At 67.1% G+C, this 15,539-nt stretch carries 14 protein-coding genes; 8 read left to right on the forward strand and 6 right to left on the reverse strand.

Features of this window, described 5'->3' with window-relative positions; genetic code table 11:
• Window positions 1-11: 11 nt before the first annotated feature.
• Complete coding sequence (locus U5782_RS07050) at window positions 12-1,232, reverse strand: CaiB/BaiF CoA-transferase family protein (RefSeq protein WP_322043119.1); 1,221 nt, start codon at window positions 1,230-1,232, stop codon at window positions 12-14.
• Window positions 1,233-1,539: 307 nt separating this feature from the next.
• On the opposite strand from U5782_RS07050, the gene alaS reads away from it, so the two are divergent.
• The gene (alaS, locus tag U5782_RS07055; RefSeq protein ID WP_322043120.1) at window positions 1,540-4,164 is read left to right on the forward strand and encodes an alanine--tRNA ligase; all 2,625 of its coding nucleotides are present in this window, start codon (window positions 1,540-1,542) and stop codon (window positions 4,162-4,164) included.
• Window positions 4,165-4,235: 71 nt separating this feature from the next.
• Here the strand turns inward: alaS and U5782_RS07060 are convergent, their stop codons facing one another.
• Window positions 4,236-5,153: a LysR substrate-binding domain-containing protein gene (locus U5782_RS07060; protein ID WP_322043121.1), complete on the reverse strand. Its 918-nt coding sequence runs from the start codon at window positions 5,151-5,153 to the stop codon at window positions 4,236-4,238.
• 141 nt (window positions 5,154-5,294) lie between these two features.
• Here U5782_RS07060 and U5782_RS07065 point away from each other — a divergent pair, with 141 nt between their 5' ends.
• Window positions 5,295-6,527: a YbfB/YjiJ family MFS transporter gene (locus U5782_RS07065; protein WP_322043122.1), complete on the forward strand. Its 1,233-nt coding sequence runs from the start codon at window positions 5,295-5,297 to the stop codon at window positions 6,525-6,527.
• Between the two features lie 57 nt (window positions 6,528-6,584).
• On the opposite strand, the gene U5782_RS07070 is transcribed toward U5782_RS07065, so the two are convergent.
• Complete coding sequence (locus U5782_RS07070) at window positions 6,585-7,136, reverse strand: outer membrane beta-barrel protein (protein WP_322043123.1); 552 nt, start codon at window positions 7,134-7,136, stop codon at window positions 6,585-6,587.
• Window positions 7,137-7,363: 227 nt separating this feature from the next.
• On the opposite strand from U5782_RS07070, the gene U5782_RS07075 reads away from it, so the two are divergent.
• The 6 genes from U5782_RS07075 to U5782_RS07100 are packed head-to-tail and all read left to right on the forward strand — an operon-like array spanning window position 7,364 to window position 12,123.
• Window positions 7,364-7,894, forward strand: a complete 531-nt coding sequence (locus tag U5782_RS07075; RefSeq protein ID WP_322043124.1) for an NUDIX domain-containing protein — start codon at window positions 7,364-7,366, stop codon at window positions 7,892-7,894.
• Window positions 7,895-7,951: 57 nt separating this feature from the next.
• Entirely contained in the window at window positions 7,952-8,395 is a 444-nt protein-coding gene (locus U5782_RS07080) for a thioesterase family protein (protein ID WP_322043125.1), read from the forward strand.
• A 20-nt stretch (window positions 8,396-8,415) separates the two neighbouring features.
• On the forward strand, window positions 8,416-9,354 hold the full coding sequence (locus U5782_RS07085) for a branched-chain amino acid ABC transporter permease (protein ID WP_322043126.1): 939 nt from the start codon (window positions 8,416-8,418) through the stop codon (window positions 9,352-9,354).
• Between the two features lie 6 nt (window positions 9,355-9,360).
• Window positions 9,361-10,644, forward strand: a complete 1,284-nt coding sequence (locus tag U5782_RS07090) for a branched-chain amino acid ABC transporter permease (RefSeq protein WP_322043127.1) — start codon at window positions 9,361-9,363, stop codon at window positions 10,642-10,644.
• Window positions 10,641-11,405, forward strand: a complete 765-nt coding sequence (locus U5782_RS07095) for an ABC transporter ATP-binding protein (protein WP_322043128.1) — start codon at window positions 10,641-10,643, stop codon at window positions 11,403-11,405. The genes U5782_RS07090 and U5782_RS07095 overlap by 4 nt, the downstream gene beginning before the upstream one ends.
• Before the next feature lie 10 nt (window positions 11,406-11,415).
• The gene (locus tag U5782_RS07100) at window positions 11,416-12,123 is read left to right on the forward strand and encodes an ABC transporter ATP-binding protein (RefSeq protein ID WP_322043555.1); all 708 of its coding nucleotides are present in this window, start codon (window positions 11,416-11,418) and stop codon (window positions 12,121-12,123) included.
• A 9-nt stretch (window positions 12,124-12,132) separates the two neighbouring features.
• On the opposite strand, the gene U5782_RS07105 is transcribed toward U5782_RS07100, so the two are convergent.
• The 3 genes from U5782_RS07105 to U5782_RS07115 form a co-directional block, all read right to left on the reverse strand.
• A complete protein-coding gene (locus U5782_RS07105; RefSeq protein WP_322043129.1) occupies window positions 12,133-13,053 on the reverse strand; it encodes a phosphorylase in 921 nt (306 codons plus the stop codon).
• Window positions 13,054-13,058: 5 nt separating this feature from the next.
• Entirely contained in the window at window positions 13,059-13,544 is a 486-nt protein-coding gene (locus U5782_RS07110) for an adenosine-specific kinase (protein ID WP_322043130.1), read from the reverse strand.
• 179 nt (window positions 13,545-13,723) lie between these two features.
• Window positions 13,724-14,980 (reverse strand): MFS transporter, encoded by a 1,257-nt coding sequence (locus U5782_RS07115; RefSeq protein ID WP_322043131.1) that lies wholly within the window; start codon window positions 14,978-14,980, stop codon window positions 13,724-13,726.
• Between the last annotated feature and the right edge of the window lie 559 nt (window positions 14,981-15,539).

Below are 15,539 nucleotides of genomic sequence, written 5' to 3' on the forward strand. Positions count from 1 at the left end.
AACTTCACACCTCAGACCACGCCCTTATCGCGCAATGCCGCCACGCGCTCGCCGTCATAACCGAGCACGTCGCGCAGTACGGCCTCCGTATGCTCGCCGAGCGTCGGCGGATGGCCGGCCACGGCGGGCGGCGTCTCGCTCATGCGGATGGGGTTGCGCACGAGGCGCGCCGTGCCGCCCGACGGATGCGGCACATCCACCTGCAACCCGCGCGCGATCACCTGCTCGTTCTCGAACACCTCGGCGAGATTGTTGATCGGCCCGCACGGCACGCCCGCGCCTTCCAGCGCGCTGATCCAGTCGGCCTTGCTGCGCGCGCGGATGAGGTCGGCCACGATCGGCACCAGCGTATCGCGATGGCGCACGCGCTCGGGATTGCTCGCGAAACGCACGTCGGCGGCCAGTTCCGGACGGCCCGCCACTTCGACGAACTTGCGGAACTGCCCGTCGTTGCCCACCGCGAGGATGATCCAGCTGTCGCTCGTCTGGAACGCCTGATAGGGCACGATGTTCGGGTGGGCGTTGCCCCAGCGCGCGGGCGGCGTGCCGCTCGCGAGGTAATTCGAATTCATGTTGGCGAGCATGGCCACCTGGACGTCGAGCAGCGCCATGTCGATGTACTGGCCCGCTCCCGTGCGGTCGCGATGCGCGAGCGCCGTGAGCACGGCGATGGTCGCGTACATCCCGGTCATCAGGTCGGCGATCGCCACGCCCGCCTTTTGCGGGCCGCCGCCGGGCAGGGCGTCGCGCTCGCCCGTGATGCTCATGAAGCCGCCCATACCCTGCACGATGAAGTCGTAGCCCGCGCGCGACGCATACGGTCCGGTCTGACCGAAGCCCGTCACCGAGCAATAGACGATGTCGGGCTTGACCTCGCGCAGCGACGCGTAATCGAGCCCGTATTTCTTGAGCTGCCCCGCCTTGTAGTTCTCCAGCACGACGTCGCTCTGCGCGGCCAGCTCGCGCACGATGCGCTGCCCCTCGGGCGTGGCGATATCGACGGTCACCGAACGCTTGTTGCGGTTCGCGGCGAGGTAGTACGCGGCTTCGGCCGTATCTTCGCCGTCGGGCGTCTTCAGGTACGGCGGCCCCCAGTGGCGCGTGTCGTCGCCGGCGCCGGGGCGCTCGATCTTGATCACGTCGGCGCCGAAGTCGGAGAGAGTCTGTGCGCACCAGGGTCCGGCGAGGACGCGGGTGAGATCGAGTACGCGAATATGGCTCAGAGCGCCCATGCGGTGTCTTCCTATGTCGTTCTAGTCAAGGCGCGCCGACGCGGCCGTTCAGGGCATCTTAAGCCATCCAGAATGAGGTGTGTCAAATTTCGGTACAAGGTTTCGCATAGCGGAACATGAGGCAAGGCCTCACCGATGCCGATCGTCTCGCACCGCGGTTGTCGCAAGCATGCAAACCACGCCGAGCGGGCCGCCGCGAGCGAGCGTCGATCCCGTATAATCGGTCGATTCAGCATCACAGAAACCGCGCGTTTCCGTGATCAAACAAGATTCAGCACAGACGCCCCGAAGGTAAATACAGCACGCCATGAAAGCCTCCGAAATCCGCGAGAAATTCCTCAAGTTCTTCGAATCGAAGGGCCACACGATCGTGCGCTCGTCGAGCCTCGTGCCGGGCAACGACCCGACCTTGCTCTTTACCAACTCGGGCATGGTGCAGTTCAAGGACGTGTTCCTCGGCGCCGAATCGCGCCCGTACTCGCGCGCGACCACGGCGCAGCGCAGCGTGCGCGCGGGCGGCAAGCACAACGACCTCGAAAACGTCGGCTACACTGCGCGTCACCACACGTTCTTCGAGATGCTCGGCAACTTCTCGTTCGGCGACTACTTCAAGCGCGACGCGATCCACTATTGCTGGGAACTGCTGACCAAGGTCTACGCGCTGCCGGCGGAAAAGCTCACGGTCACGGTCTACCAGGAAGACGACGAAGCCTTCGACATCTGGGCGAAGGAAATCGGCGTGCCGGTCGAGCGCATCATCCGCATCGGCGACAACAAGGGCGCGCGCTACGCGTCGGACAACTTCTGGCAGATGGCCGACACCGGCCCCTGCGGCCCGTGCTCGGAAGTGTTCTACGATCACGGCCCGGAAATCTGGGGCGGCCCCCCGGGATCGCCTGAAGAAGACGGCGACCGCTTCATCGAGATCTGGAATCTCGTGTTCATGCAGTTCAACCGCGACGCCCAGGGCAACATGACGCCGCTGCCCAAGCAGTGCGTCGACACCGGCATGGGTCTCGAGCGCCTCGCCGCCGTGCTCCAGCACGTGCACAGCAACTACGAGATCGACCTGTTCCAGAACCTGATCAAGGCCGCCGCGCGCGAAACCGGCATCACGGATCTCGGCAACAACTCGCTGAAGGTGATCGCCGACCACATCCGCGCCTGCTCGTTCCTGATCGTCGACGGCGTGATCCCGGGCAACGAAGGCCGCGGCTACGTGCTGCGCCGTATCGTGCGCCGCGCGATCCGCCACGGCTACAAGCTCGGCAAGAAGGGTGCGTTCTTCAACAAGCTGGTGAACGATCTGGTCGCGGAAATGGGCGTGGCCTATCCGGAACTGGCCGAAGCGCAACAACGCGTGACCGACGTGCTGCGTCAGGAAGAAGAGCGCTTCTTCGAGACCATCGAGCACGGCATGTCGATCCTCGACGGCGCGCTGGCCGATCTGGACGCCAAGGGCGGCAAGACGCTCGACGGCGAACTCGCGTTCAAGCTGCACGACACCTACGGCTTCCCGCTCGACCTGACGGCTGACGTCTGCCGCGAGCGCAACGTCACGGTCGACGAAGCGGCCTTCGACGAAGCGATGGCGCGCCAGCGCGAACAGGCTCGCGCAGCGGGCAAGTTCAAGATGACGCAGGGCCTCGAATACTCGGGCGCGAAGACCACGTTCCACGGCTACGAAGAGATCGTCTTCGACGACGCCAAGGTGGTCGCGCTCTACGTCGACGGCGCCTCGGTCAATGAAGTGAAGACGGGCCAGGACGCCGTGGTCGTGCTCGACCACACGCCGTTCTACGCAGAGTCGGGCGGTCAGGCCGGCGACCAGGGCGTGATCGCGAACGCAAGCATCCGCTTCGCCGTCGCCGACACGCTCAAGGTCCAGGCCGACGTGTTCGGCCACCACGGCACGCTGGAGCAAGGCACGCTGAAGGTCGGCGACGTCGTGAAGGCGGAAATCGACGCGATTCGCCGCGCCCGCACGGCGCGCAATCACTCGGCCACCCACCTGATGCACAAGGCGCTGCGTGAAGTGCTGGGCGGCCACGTGCAGCAGAAGGGCTCGCTCGTCGATGCGGACAAGACCCGCTTCGACTTCGCCCACAACGCGCCGATGACGGACGATGAAATCCGCCGCGTCGAGCAGATCGTCAACGCGGAAGTGCTCGCGAACGCGCCCGGCGTCGTGCAGGTGATGTCGTACGACGACGCGGTGAAGGGCGGCGCGATGGCGCTGTTCGGCGAGAAGTACGGCGACGAAGTGCGCGTGATGGACCTCGGTTTCTCGCGCGAACTCTGCGGCGGCACGCACGTGCATCGCAGCGGCGACATCGGCCTCTTCAAGATCGTGATGGAGGGCGGCGTGGCCGCAGGCATCCGTCGCGTGGAAGCGATCACGGGCGACAACGCCGTGCGCTTCGTGCAGGACCTCGACGCGCGCGTGAATGCAGCGGCGGCGGCGCTCAAGGCGCAGCCGTCGGAACTGACCCAGCGCATCGTGCAGGTGCAGGACCAGGTGAAGGCGCTGGAGAAGGAACTGGGCGCGCTCAAGTCGAAGCTGGCATCGAGCCAGGGCGATGAGCTCGCGGGTCAGGCCATCGAAGTCAACGGCGTGCACGTGCTTGCCGCCACGCTCGAAGGCGCGGATTCCAAGACGCTGCGCGAAACCGTCGACAAGCTCAAGGACAAGCTCAAGAGCGCGGCGATCGTGCTGGCGGCCGTCGAAGGCGGCAAGGTCAGCCTGATCGCGGGTGTGACCGCCGAGGCCAGCAAGAAGGTCAAGGCCGGCGAACTCGTGAACTTCGTCGCCCAGCAGGTGGGCGGCAAGGGCGGTGGCCGTCCGGACATGGCGCAGGCAGGCGGCACGGAACCGGCGAACCTGCCGGCCGCGCTCGCAGGCGTGAAGGGCTGGGTCGAAGCGAAGCTGTAAATCCAGCGGTCGAACGACCGTTGAGATGAAGAAGGGCTGCCTGTGAGGGCGGCCCTTTTTTTGCGCCTGCGTTAGACGTGTGCGGCCTTGGTGGCTTCGATCTGCGCAGGCGTTTCGCCGCGCGCATGGTCGAGCAACGCCGATTTGAGCGCGTCGAGCGCGGGCGAAAAATGTCCACGCCGCCACACGAGCAGCGTGTCGATACGGCCGAGCGCGCCGAGCGAATGAATCGTGATGTCGTCGGCGCTGCGTTGCAGATCGAGCACCGAGCGCGGCGCGACCGCCACGCCCGCGCCCGCCGCCACGCAGGCAACGATCGCGTGATACGAGCCCAGCTCCAGCACGCGCGTGGGCCGGATGCCGTGCTCCAGATACCACGCCTCCACGTAACTGCGGTACGCGCATCCACGCTCGAACGCCACCAGCGTCGAGAGCGCGACATCGCCTGGCTGGCGGATCGGCCGGTGCCCGCGTGGCGTGATCATCACCAGTTCTTCCCGGTAGACGGGCACGCATTCGAATACTTCCGGGTCGGGTTGCCCGGCGAGCGGCGTCGCGATCAATGCGGCGTCGACTTCGAATTCGCGCAGGCGCTCGACGAGGCAGCCGGTCGTGCCCGTCTCCAGCTCCAGCGTGACGTCGGGCCAGTTCTGGTGATAGCGCGCGAGCACGCCGGGAAGGCGGCTCGCGGCGACGCTTTCCATCGTACCCAGCCGTAATCGCCCAGATGGACGCCCGGCCTTGAGCGCGTGGCGCGCCTCATCGGCGAGCGCGAGCAGGCGTTCGGCATAGGGCAGCAGCGTCTCACCGGCGGGCGTGAGCACGAGGCGGCGGCCATCGCGCGTGAACAGCGGCGTGCCAAGCTGTTCTTCGAGTTGCTTGATGCGCGTGGTGACGTTCGACTGCACGCGGTTGAGCTTGGCGGCGGCCCGCGTCACGCCGTTTTCGCGGACCACGGCCCGAAAGATCGCCAGCGCGGCCAGATCCATGATTCTCTCCTTGGGATGGATTCATTCATGATAATTCATTTTTCGTGAACGTTTGTGGCGCCTAAGATGATCGCAACGGTGTCGTGCGCGATGCCGATTCTGAGGTTTTCTGGGGTTTGGCCCCGCATCAGCCCGCCGATCATGAACGACATCGCTTCGACTCCTGACGCTGCCCATCCATCGCATGCGCAGCCCATCCATCGTCCCCACGAGGCGCGCCGCGCCGCGCTCGCCTGCATGCTCACGCTGGCGGCGGCGCTCGGCATCGGGCGCTTCGCTTTCACGCCACTGCTGCCCTTGATGCTGCACGGCGGCGGCCTCGACCTGCGCCACGGCAGTTGGCTCGCGTCGCTCAACTACGCGGGTTACTTCGCGGGCGCGATGGGCTGCGCGGCGTTGCGTTTCGCCCCTGCGCGCATCGTGCGCGCCGGGCTGGCCGCGACCGCGCTCCTGACCATCGTGATGGGTCTCACGCAGACCTTCTGGCTCTGGGCGATCGTGCGCTTCGTGGCGGGCGCGGTGAGTGCAGCGACCTTCGTGTTCGCCTCGCAATGGGGCCTTCGACGCCTCACGCAACTCGGCGCGCACGCATGGAGCGGCGTGATCTACACGGGGCCGGGTGTCGGTATTGTCGCGACAGGGCTGCTGGTGAGCGCGGCGGGCGGCTTCGGTGCGCGGGTAGGGTGGATCGGCTTCGGACTGGTGTGCGCCGTGATCGCGTTGATCGTGTGGCCGGTGTTCGTGGAATCACCGCCTGTCGCTCATGCGGCAAACGCCGCGCCGACCGCGCATGCATCAGCCGCGCAAAGCGCGGGCTCAGCCAGTCGGGCCGACGCCTTCTGGCTCGTCCTGCTCTATGGCGTGCCGGGCTTCGGCTACATCATCACGGCGACCTTCCTGCCGGTCATCGCGCGCCACGCGCTGCCGGGTTCGATCTGGCCCGACCTGTTCTGGCCGATGTTCGGCGCGGCGCTGATCGTCGGTGCGCTTGGCGCGGCGCGATTGCCGCTGCATTGGGACAACCGCTTGCTGCTCGCTGCCTGCTATGTGCTTCAGGCGCTCGGCATCGCCTCGGGGATCGTTTGGCCGAATGCCGCCGGTTTCTCGCTGGGCAGTGTGTTGATCGGCCTGCCGTTCACGGCGATCACGTTATTCGCGATGCGCGAGGCGCGCATCCTGCGCGGCGATCACGCGGCCGCGTTGATGGGCTACGCGACGGGCGCTTATGGGATCGGGCAGATTCTCGGGCCGCTGGTGGCGGCGCCACTCGCGGCTTCGAGTGGGTCTTTCTCGCCGTCGTTATGGCTTGCGGCGCTGTCGCTGGTTGTGGGCGCGCTGGGACTCGTGTGGCGCACGCTGCGCGGCGGCAAATGAGCGTTCCAGACAAGCCGTCCTCAGCGGGACGGCTTGCAAGCGCAACGCCGGATGCGATCAGCGGAAGTAGTAATGCATGCCGACCGTGAAGCTGTTGTTGTTCCAGCTCGATTTCAGCGAATTGGAGTGATCGCCGGTCCACTCCGCCGCCACGCCGAGATTGCGCGTGACGGCATATTCCACACCCAGGCCCCAATGCGGGCGCGTGGAGGGCCAATCGACCGTGAAGCCCACGCGTGCGTACGGCATGAGCTGACCGATCGGCATGCCGATTTTCGCGTCGACGCCGCCGTCCTTGAACGTGGCGGAGCCGTGATGCAGATCGGCGAATGCTTCGGCGCCGATCATCAGCGAACCGACATCGAAACCGTAGCCGAGCGTGAAGCCCGGGAACACGGTCGTGTGCGTCGGTTTGTTATAGGCGCCCGAAGCATTCGAGATGTTCGCGCCCACCTTGAAGCCGCCATAGAGCCCTGAAAACAGGCTGCCGCTGGAGAGCGAGACAGGCGCGGCCACGGGAGCCGGCGTATCGAGGGTATCGGCGTGTGCGAGCGATGCGCCAGCCGACAGGGAAATAATAAGAAGACCTAACAGTTTTTTCGAAAGCATTCTGCGATAACCTAAACAAACAAATACAGGCGAAATTTGCCTCGCTCGATAACGCTAGATATTGCCCATCGGTGCACATTCGAGACGTCAACAAGTGTCAGGTCGCAACGGGCCATGACATGACGCCGTCTTTCGCATCCCGCCCCCTATCCATGCGCTCCTGCACGCCATCGCCGATAGCGCACTAAAATAGCCGCTTCGCGCCTTCCAGCGACTTCCCACGATCCATGAGCGACTATCAGTTTTGCCCGCGCTGCGCCTCGCGTCTCGTCGAGCGCGCCGACCCCGCCCACGAGGGCGCCCGTGTGCGTCTGGCGTGCCCCGACACCGACTGCGCGTACGTGCACTGGAACAACCCGCTGCCGGTGGTAGCGGCGATCGTCGAATACGAGGGGCGCATCCTGCTCGCGCGCAATGCGGCGTGGCCCGAGGGCATGTTCGCGCTCATCACCGGGTTCCTCGAAAACGGCGAGACGCCGGAAGAGGGCATCGCCCGCGAGGTGCTGGAAGAGACCTCGCTGCATGCGCAGAGCGTGGAGCTGATCGGCGTCTATGAATTCATCCGCAAGAACGAGCTGATCATCGCGTACCACGTGAAGGCGACGGGTACCGTCGCGCTCTCGCCCGAACTGCTCGAATACCGTCTCATCGAGCCCGCGAAGCTGCGCCCCTGGCGCGCGGGCACCGGCCAGGCGCTCGGCGAATGGATGCGCCGTCGCGGTCTGCCGTTCGAATTCGTCGAGCGCCCCGGCGATTGAGCGCGCCTGCGCCGGTTTTTACCTTGCCCCTGTTCTGAACCTCGCTACCCCGATCCGATGAACCGACCCGTCGCCATTGCCCGCCCCGATTACCGCCACTTCCTCGCCATCACCACGCGCTGGATGGACAACGACGTGTACGGCCACGTCAACAACGTCGTCTACTACAGCTACTTCGACACCGTGGTGAACGAGTATCTGATCCGCGCCGGCGCGCTCGATGTCGAGCAGGGCGAGACGATCGGCCTCGTGGTCGAGACGCAGTGCAATTACTTCGCGCCGCTCGTGTTTCCCGAGCGCGTCGAGGCAGGGCTGCGGGTGGCGCGTCTCGGCTCGTCGAGCGTGCGCTACGAGGTGGGTCTCTTTCGCGAAGGCGAGAGCACGCCCGCGGCGCAAGGGCATTTCGTGCACGTCTACGTCGATCGCGCGACGCGCCGCCCTGTGAGCGCGCTGCCCGAAGCGTTGCGCGCGGCGCTCGCGCCGCTCGTCGTCGAAAGCTGACGCGTTTCGCTGTAGCGGCCGTGCAGGCTCTCGTCATCGACACGCTCAACGGCGCGAGCTACGGCCTGCTGCTGTTCATGCTGTCCGCTGGTCTCACGCTGATCTTCAGCATGCTCGGCGTGCTCAACTTCGCGCATGCGAGCTTCTACATGGTCGGCGCGTATCTGGGCGTGACGCTCGCGGGCACGCTCGGCTTCGGCTGGGCGCTGGTGCTTGCGCCGCTGTCGGCCGGCTGCGCGGGCGCGGTATTCGAGACGACCTTGTTGCGCCGCGCCCGCCCGGGTGGTCCGCTCAATGCGCTCCTGCTGACCTTCGGCGCGGCGTGGGCGATCGGCGAACTCGTGAAGCTCGCCTGGGGACTCCAGCCGCTTTCCGCGCCCGTGCCGGTGTGGCTCGATGGCGCGCTCTTCACCTATGGCGGGGCGGCGTTCTCTCGCTATCGCGCGTTCGCGATGGGCGTTGCGGTGGCGATGTTCGCGCTGATCCATGTGGCGCTGCGGCTCTCGCGCACGGGCCTGATCGTGCGCGCGGCGCTCACGCATGCGCAGGCCGTCGAGGCGCTCGGTCACAACGTGCCGCGCGTGCAGACACTGGTTTTTGCGCTCGGCACGGCGCTCGCCGCGCTGGCGGGCGCCGTGGCTGCGCCGCTCTTCGTGGTCGAGCCGGCGATGGCCGAATCGGTCGGTTCGATCGTTTTCGTGGTGGTGGTGACGGGCGGACTCGGTTCGCTGGGCGGCGCACTCGTCGCCTCGCTCGCGGTGGGCTGGTTGCAGACCTTCGCGGTGGCGAGCGACGTCTCCTTCGGCGCGCTGGCCGAGCGGCTTGGTGTGACGCTCGCGCCGGCATGGGGTGCGCTCACGCTCGCGCAGATCGCGCCGCTGCTGCCGTATTTGTTGCTGGTCGCGATCCTCGCAGTGCGCCCGCAGGGGCTCTTCGGCCAACGCGGCGAGGACGCCTGACGCGCCATGACCGTCGACCGATCGACCCGGGATTCGACTTCAGCCGAGCGCGCGCGCACGTCGTGGAGGCTTGCGCCCTGGCTCGCGCTGGCGGCGCTGCTTGCCATCCCGCCGCTCGCATCGGCATGGCTTGCGCCTTCGGGTATCCCGCAGGGCTGGCTGCTCGCCTGTCTCGCGCAGGCCGCCACGATGATCGTTTTTGCGCTTTCCTACAACCTGCTGCTCGGCGAGACCGGGCTGCTCTCGTTTGGCCACGCCGCGCCCGCGGGACTCGGCGCACTCGCGGCGGCCCAGGTCTTCAATCACGGTGCGCTGCCGTTGCCGCTCCTGCCGTTCGTGGGCGGCGCGGCGGGCGCGGCCGTCGGCGTGCTGACCGCCCTGGTCGCCGCGCGCCGCTCGGGCACCGCGTTCGCGATGATCACGCTGGGCCTGGGCGAACTGGTCGCTGCGGCCGCGTGGGCCTTGCCCGACTGGTTCGGCGGGGAGGCGGGCGTCGCCATCGATCGCGCGAGCGGCCCGGTCGTGGCGGGCTGGACCTTCGGGCCGGATCGTCAGGCCTACTGCGTGATCGCGCTCTGGTGCCTCGTGGCGAGCGCCGCGATCTACGCGCTCTCGCGTGCGCCCTACGTGCGGCTAGCCAACGCCGTGCGCGACAACCCGGTGCGCGCCGCCGCGCTCGGCGCTACGCCCGCGCGTGTGCGGGCCGCGATGATCGTGCTGGGCGCGGCGTTCGCGGGCGTGGCGGGCACGCTCGCGCTCATCAACGTGGAGCTGGCCGCCGCCGAGAGCGTGGGCATGACGCGCTCGGCCGCCGTGCTGATCGCGACGGTGACGGGCGGGGCGTCGTCGTTCTTCGGCCCGGTGCTCGGGGCGCTCGTGTGGGTGGCGTTCAGCGTCGGCGTGGCGAGCGTGTCGCGCGCGTGGATGCTCTATGTCGGGATCTTCTTCATCGCGGTCGTGCTGGCGGCGCCCGACGGACTGGCGGGTCTCATGGCGCATCAACGCAGGGCGTTGGCGCGGCATGGCTGGCGGCGCTGCCGCGCGTACTGGACGATGGCGGCGCTCGCAATGGCATGCGGCACCTGCGCGCTCGTGCTGGCGGTGCAGTGGGCCTACGCGTTGCGCTTTGGCGCCGACGATGACAACGCGTGGCCCACCATGTTGTCGCCGGGCGCGAAGGCGGGGCTCGCCGCGTTGATCGTGGTACTCGCGATCGCCGCGGCCTGGCTCACGCAACGTGCACGGCAGGCGGCGCGTTCGCTTGAAGACGCCCGCAAGGAGCGCGCATGACGACGCCCGCGCTCCGCTTGAGCGGCATCGAGAAGCGCTTTGGCGCGACGCAAATCCTGCGCGGCGTCGATCTCGACGTCCACGCGGGCGAGCGTCACGCACTGATCGGCCCGAACGGCGCAGGCAAGTCCACGCTCTTCAGCCTGATCGCCGGCGAGCGCCGCGCAAGCGCAGGTCGTATCGCCTTGCGCGGCGAGGACGTGACGCGTCTTGCGCCCGCTGCGCTCGCGCGCCGCGGCTTGGCGCGCAGCTTCCAGACGACGAGCGTGTTCGCGGGCCTCACCGTGCGCGACAACCTGCGTTGCGCGGTGCTGGCGTCGATGAGCGGTGGTGCGGGCGTCGTCGCGCGCTGGTTCGGCTCGGCGCGCGCCGACCGGCGCGCGGCCGAACTGCTCGACGCGCTGGATCTCGCTCACGCGGCCGATCATCTCGCCTCGACATTGAGCTACGCGCAGCAACGCGCGCTCGACCTTGGTCTCGCGCTCGCGGGCGGCGCGCATACGCTCTTGCTCGACGAGCCCACGGCGGGCATGAACCGCGCCGAGGCCGCGCGCGCCATCGACTTGATCCGCGCGATGACGGCGGGCAAGACCGTGCTGCTGATCGAACACGATATGGACGCGGTGTTCGGCCTTGCGGATCGCGTTTCCGTGCTGGCGCAAGGGCGCGTAATCGCGACGGGCACGCCCGAGGCAATCCGCGCCGATGCCGTCGTGCGCGAGGCGTATTTCGGCGTGCAGCCTGGTCCTTCACATGATTGAGTCCCGCACGATGGCGCCGCTCCTCGAAGTCGCGAACCTGCGCGCATGGTACGGCGCGAGCCAGGCGCTGCACGGCGTCGATCTGCGCATCGGCGCTGGCGAAGTGGTGGCGCTTGCGGGCCGCAACGGCTCGGGGCGCTCGACCTTCGCCAGGGCGCTGATGTCGATGGTCGCCGCCGAGGGCGAGCGGCGCTTCGCGGGAACCGATCTCGCGCCGCTGCGCACCTTCGAAATCGCGCGACTCGGCCTGGGCTATGTAGCCGAGCAGCGCGACATCTTCCCGACCTTGAGCGTCGACGACAACCTGCGTCTGGGCATGACGAAGCGCGTCGAAGGGGCGCGTTTCACGCTCGACGACGCCCGCACGCTATTTCCGATCCTGCATGAACGCCGTACTGCGCGCGCGGGTGTGCTCTCGGGCGGCGAGCAGCAAATGCTCGCGCTCGCCCGCGCGCTGCTGGGCGCGCCCACGCTTCTGATCGTCGACGAGCCCGTCGAGGGGCTTTCCGCGCCGATGGCCGAGCGCGTGGCGGCGTGCCTGCGCATGTTGCGCGAGCGCGGCGTGGCGGTGCTGCTGATCGAGCAGCGTCTTGCGCTTGCGCCGCAGCTCGCCGATCGCATCGCGGTGATGGGACACGGGCGCATCGTGTTCGACGGCACGCCAGCGGCGCTCGCGCAGCGCGAAGACATCGTGCGCGACTGGTTGGGCGTGGGCTGAACGCGTCGTTTAACAGCGCGGCCTCGCGACCCGCGTCAACGCGGTCATCGGCCCGATGCGCGCGAGGGTGTCGAGCTGATGGGCGTCGCGCACGAACAGCGAACCGGCGAAGCCCAGCGCATTGAGCGAGATGCCTTCGACGCGCTCCGCCGTGCGCGGCACCACCAGCATCCAGCGGCGCGTGACGAGCAGGTTGTAGGGGGCGCCTTGATGCGCGACACCGTCCACGTCGATTGCGCCGATGCCTGCCGCGTGCAGCAGCCTGCGATACGTTTGCAGCAGGGCGGGCGCCGCATCGCCCGTGGTGAGATCGAGTGGTGCGAACGCATGCGCGAACGGCAGCCCGCGCACGCAACCGACACCATCCTGTACGTGCACTGCGCCGAACAGCGCTTCGACGGGCGCGGCTGGCCCCGTTGCATCGAGCGGCAAGGGTACGGCCTGGAGATGTTTGTGCGGTTGACTCGCGCCCGCTTCCTCGCCGCCGTTATAAAACCCCAGCGCACCGCCGCTGCCCTGCGCACCCAACGCAACGAGCAGCGCCTCGAAGTCGGCCTGATCGAGCAACGCGGTTTGTGGCACGAAGCGGCGCGTCACGATCAGCAGATGATCCTCGATCACGTTGTACTTGTTGAGCAGCGCCACATGCGTCGGCGAGAGTTCGCCCACGCAGAGATCCGGCTCGTACGGCAGGAAGGGATTGCTGCGCGCAGCGTTCGATCCACCCGATCCGCTGGCCGTGGGCGCATCGGTGCGTCGCGCCGCTTCCTTGCGCGCGAGGCTCGACACCTGGCGTACTGCGAAGCGCACGCCGCTTTCGTGCAGATGCGAAAGCGCGGTCTCGATGGGTTGCAACGCGCCGCACTGCAAGGCATAGCGCGTCTGCGCACGCAGCGCGGGCCAGAGCGTCTGAGCGGTCAGGAACGCCATCGGCATCAGGCCTTGTAGCCGATCGCGCGCAGCAGATCGCGGCGCCAGCTCACGTCGTCCGGGGTCTCGACGCCAAGCGGCGGTTGCCCGTCCACCACGCCGACGATGCCGCGCCCCTGGTCGGTTTCCGCGATCAGCACCTGGGTCGGGTTGGCCGTCGCGCAGAAAATGCGGCAGACCTCGGGCACGGCCTTCACGGCATTGAGCACATTGACGGGGAAAAAGCCGTCACCGAGAAAGACGATGAAGCTATGGCCCGCCGCAATGCGCAGGGCGTTGTCCGTGGCCATTTCGACGAGCGCGTCCTGGGTGCCCGAGCGCCGCACGAGCCGCTTGCCCGATGCCTCGCAGAACGCGAGACCGAAGGCGAGACCCGGCACGGCGCCGAACAGCGCCTCGTGCAGATCCTCGACGGTTTTGATGAAGTGCGACTGGCCGAGAATGAAGTTGGTGTTCTCGGGCTTGACGATCTCTACCGTGGACAGTTGCATGGCGGACCTCGTACTGACGTCTCGAAGGCTGCCGCGCGAACGCGCGCGGCGGCGTGGTTCAAGACTAGTACGAAGCGACGAGGGGTCCAAGGCGCGGCTGCGGCGCCATGCAAAACGGCCGGCGCCCCTGGAGGCAGCCGGCCGTTCGTGCAGCAAACATCAGGTCGAAATCAGACCGCTCAGGCCGCTTTCTTCGCGCGCTTGCCCTCGACATCGGGCAGCAGCACGGTGAGGATGCCGATCAACGGCAGGAACGAGCAAACCTTGTAGACGAAGCCGATGCTGGTGGCATCCGCGAGCTGGCCGAGCACGGCCGCGCCAATCCCGCCCAGACCGAACGCGAAGCCGAAGAACAGGCCCGCGACCATGCCCACCTTGCCCGGAATCAGTTCCTGCGCATACACGAGGATCGCCGAGAACGCCGATGCCAGCACCACGCCGATGATCACGGTCAGCACGCCGGTCCAGAACAGGTTCGCATAGGGCAGCAGCAGCGTGAACGGCGCCACGCCCAGGATCGAGCCCCAGATCACGTACTTGCGGCCGATGCGGTCGCCGACCGGCCCGCCGATGATCGTGCCCGCCGCCACCGCAGCAAGGAACACGAACAGATGGACCTGCGCCGACTGCACGGACAGATGGAAGCGGTCGATCAGATAGAACGTGAAGTAGCTGTTGATGCTGGCGAGGTAGAAGTATTTCGAGAACACCAGCAGCACCAGGATGCCGATCGCCGTGATCACGCGGGTGCGCGAGAGCGTGGCGTGCGGAACGTCGGCGCGCTTTTTCTTCAGGTTCGGGTGCGCCTTGTACCAGCGGCCGATCTGCGTGAGCACGAACATCGCCACGAGCGCCGCCACCGAGAACCACGCGATGCTGCGCTGACCGTGCGGAATGATGATCGCGGCGGCGAGCAGCGGCCCGAGCGACGAACCCGCATTGCCGCCCACCTGAAAGAGCGACTGCGCAAGCCCATGCTTGCCGCCCGAGGCCATGCGCGCGACGCGCGAGGACTCCGGATGGAACACCGACGAGCCGCAGCCGACCAGCGCGGCGGCTACCAGCAGCACGCCGAAGCTCGGCGCCACCGACATCAGCAGCAGGCCGCAGAGCGTGAAGCCCATGCCCACGGGCAGCGAGTACGGCATCGGCTTCTTGTCGGTATAGATGCCGACCAGCGGTTGCAGCATCGACGCCGTGATCTGGTAGGTGAGCGTAATCAGGCCGATCTGCGTAAACGACAGCGCGAAGTTGTCCTTGAGCATCGGATAGATGGCCAGGATCAGCGACTGGATCATGTCGTTGAGCAGATGCGAGAAGCTGATCGCGCCGAGCACGGAGTACACGGTGCGCTGCGCGCCGGAAGCGGCAGGGGTAGCCGGCGCGGACGCGGGGGCGGCGCCGGGCACGGCGCGCTTGTCGAGACTGGTTTCCATGGTGTCGATAATCAGGAGAGCCTCACGCGGGCGTTGCGTCGCGTAACAACCGCGGCGCCGACGATGGCGTGAATTTGTCATGTATAGGAGTTATGAAGCGCAGTGTAATGTGTCTCACGCGAATCGTCAGGACAAGCTTTGTCGAGAATCGGACATCGATCGTGACGTGATCTGAGCGTTTTGGCGCGACGCCTTGTCGCAGCGGCGGGTTGGGCGTTTTTGCGCCGGTTCGCGCGATTTCACAGGCTTTCGTTGCGAAAGCGCCGAGCTTTTTTGACCGGGAATTTTGGCCGGGTATAAATCGGACCATGCGCGCGCGAGGTGATGACCCTGCGCGCGTCGAAGCTACGGGGCCGGAAGATGGACAGCGCCAGCGCGCCGCTAAAGATTGCGCGACGCCGTGCCGTTGACCGGAGTTGAGGCGCTACGCATGGCGCATCGATCACCATCGGATCGATGAGGGCGTGGCGTCATACAACAAGCAGCGCTTTGCATGGGACCGGAGGCCGCGCCACAAGCGCCAACGCCGGTCACCAGGAGACCGACAAACGATGAGAGC

It is taken from the genome of Paraburkholderia sp. J67 (assembly GCF_905220265.1).
Lineage (GTDB): Bacteria > Pseudomonadota > Gammaproteobacteria > Burkholderiales > Burkholderiaceae > Paraburkholderia.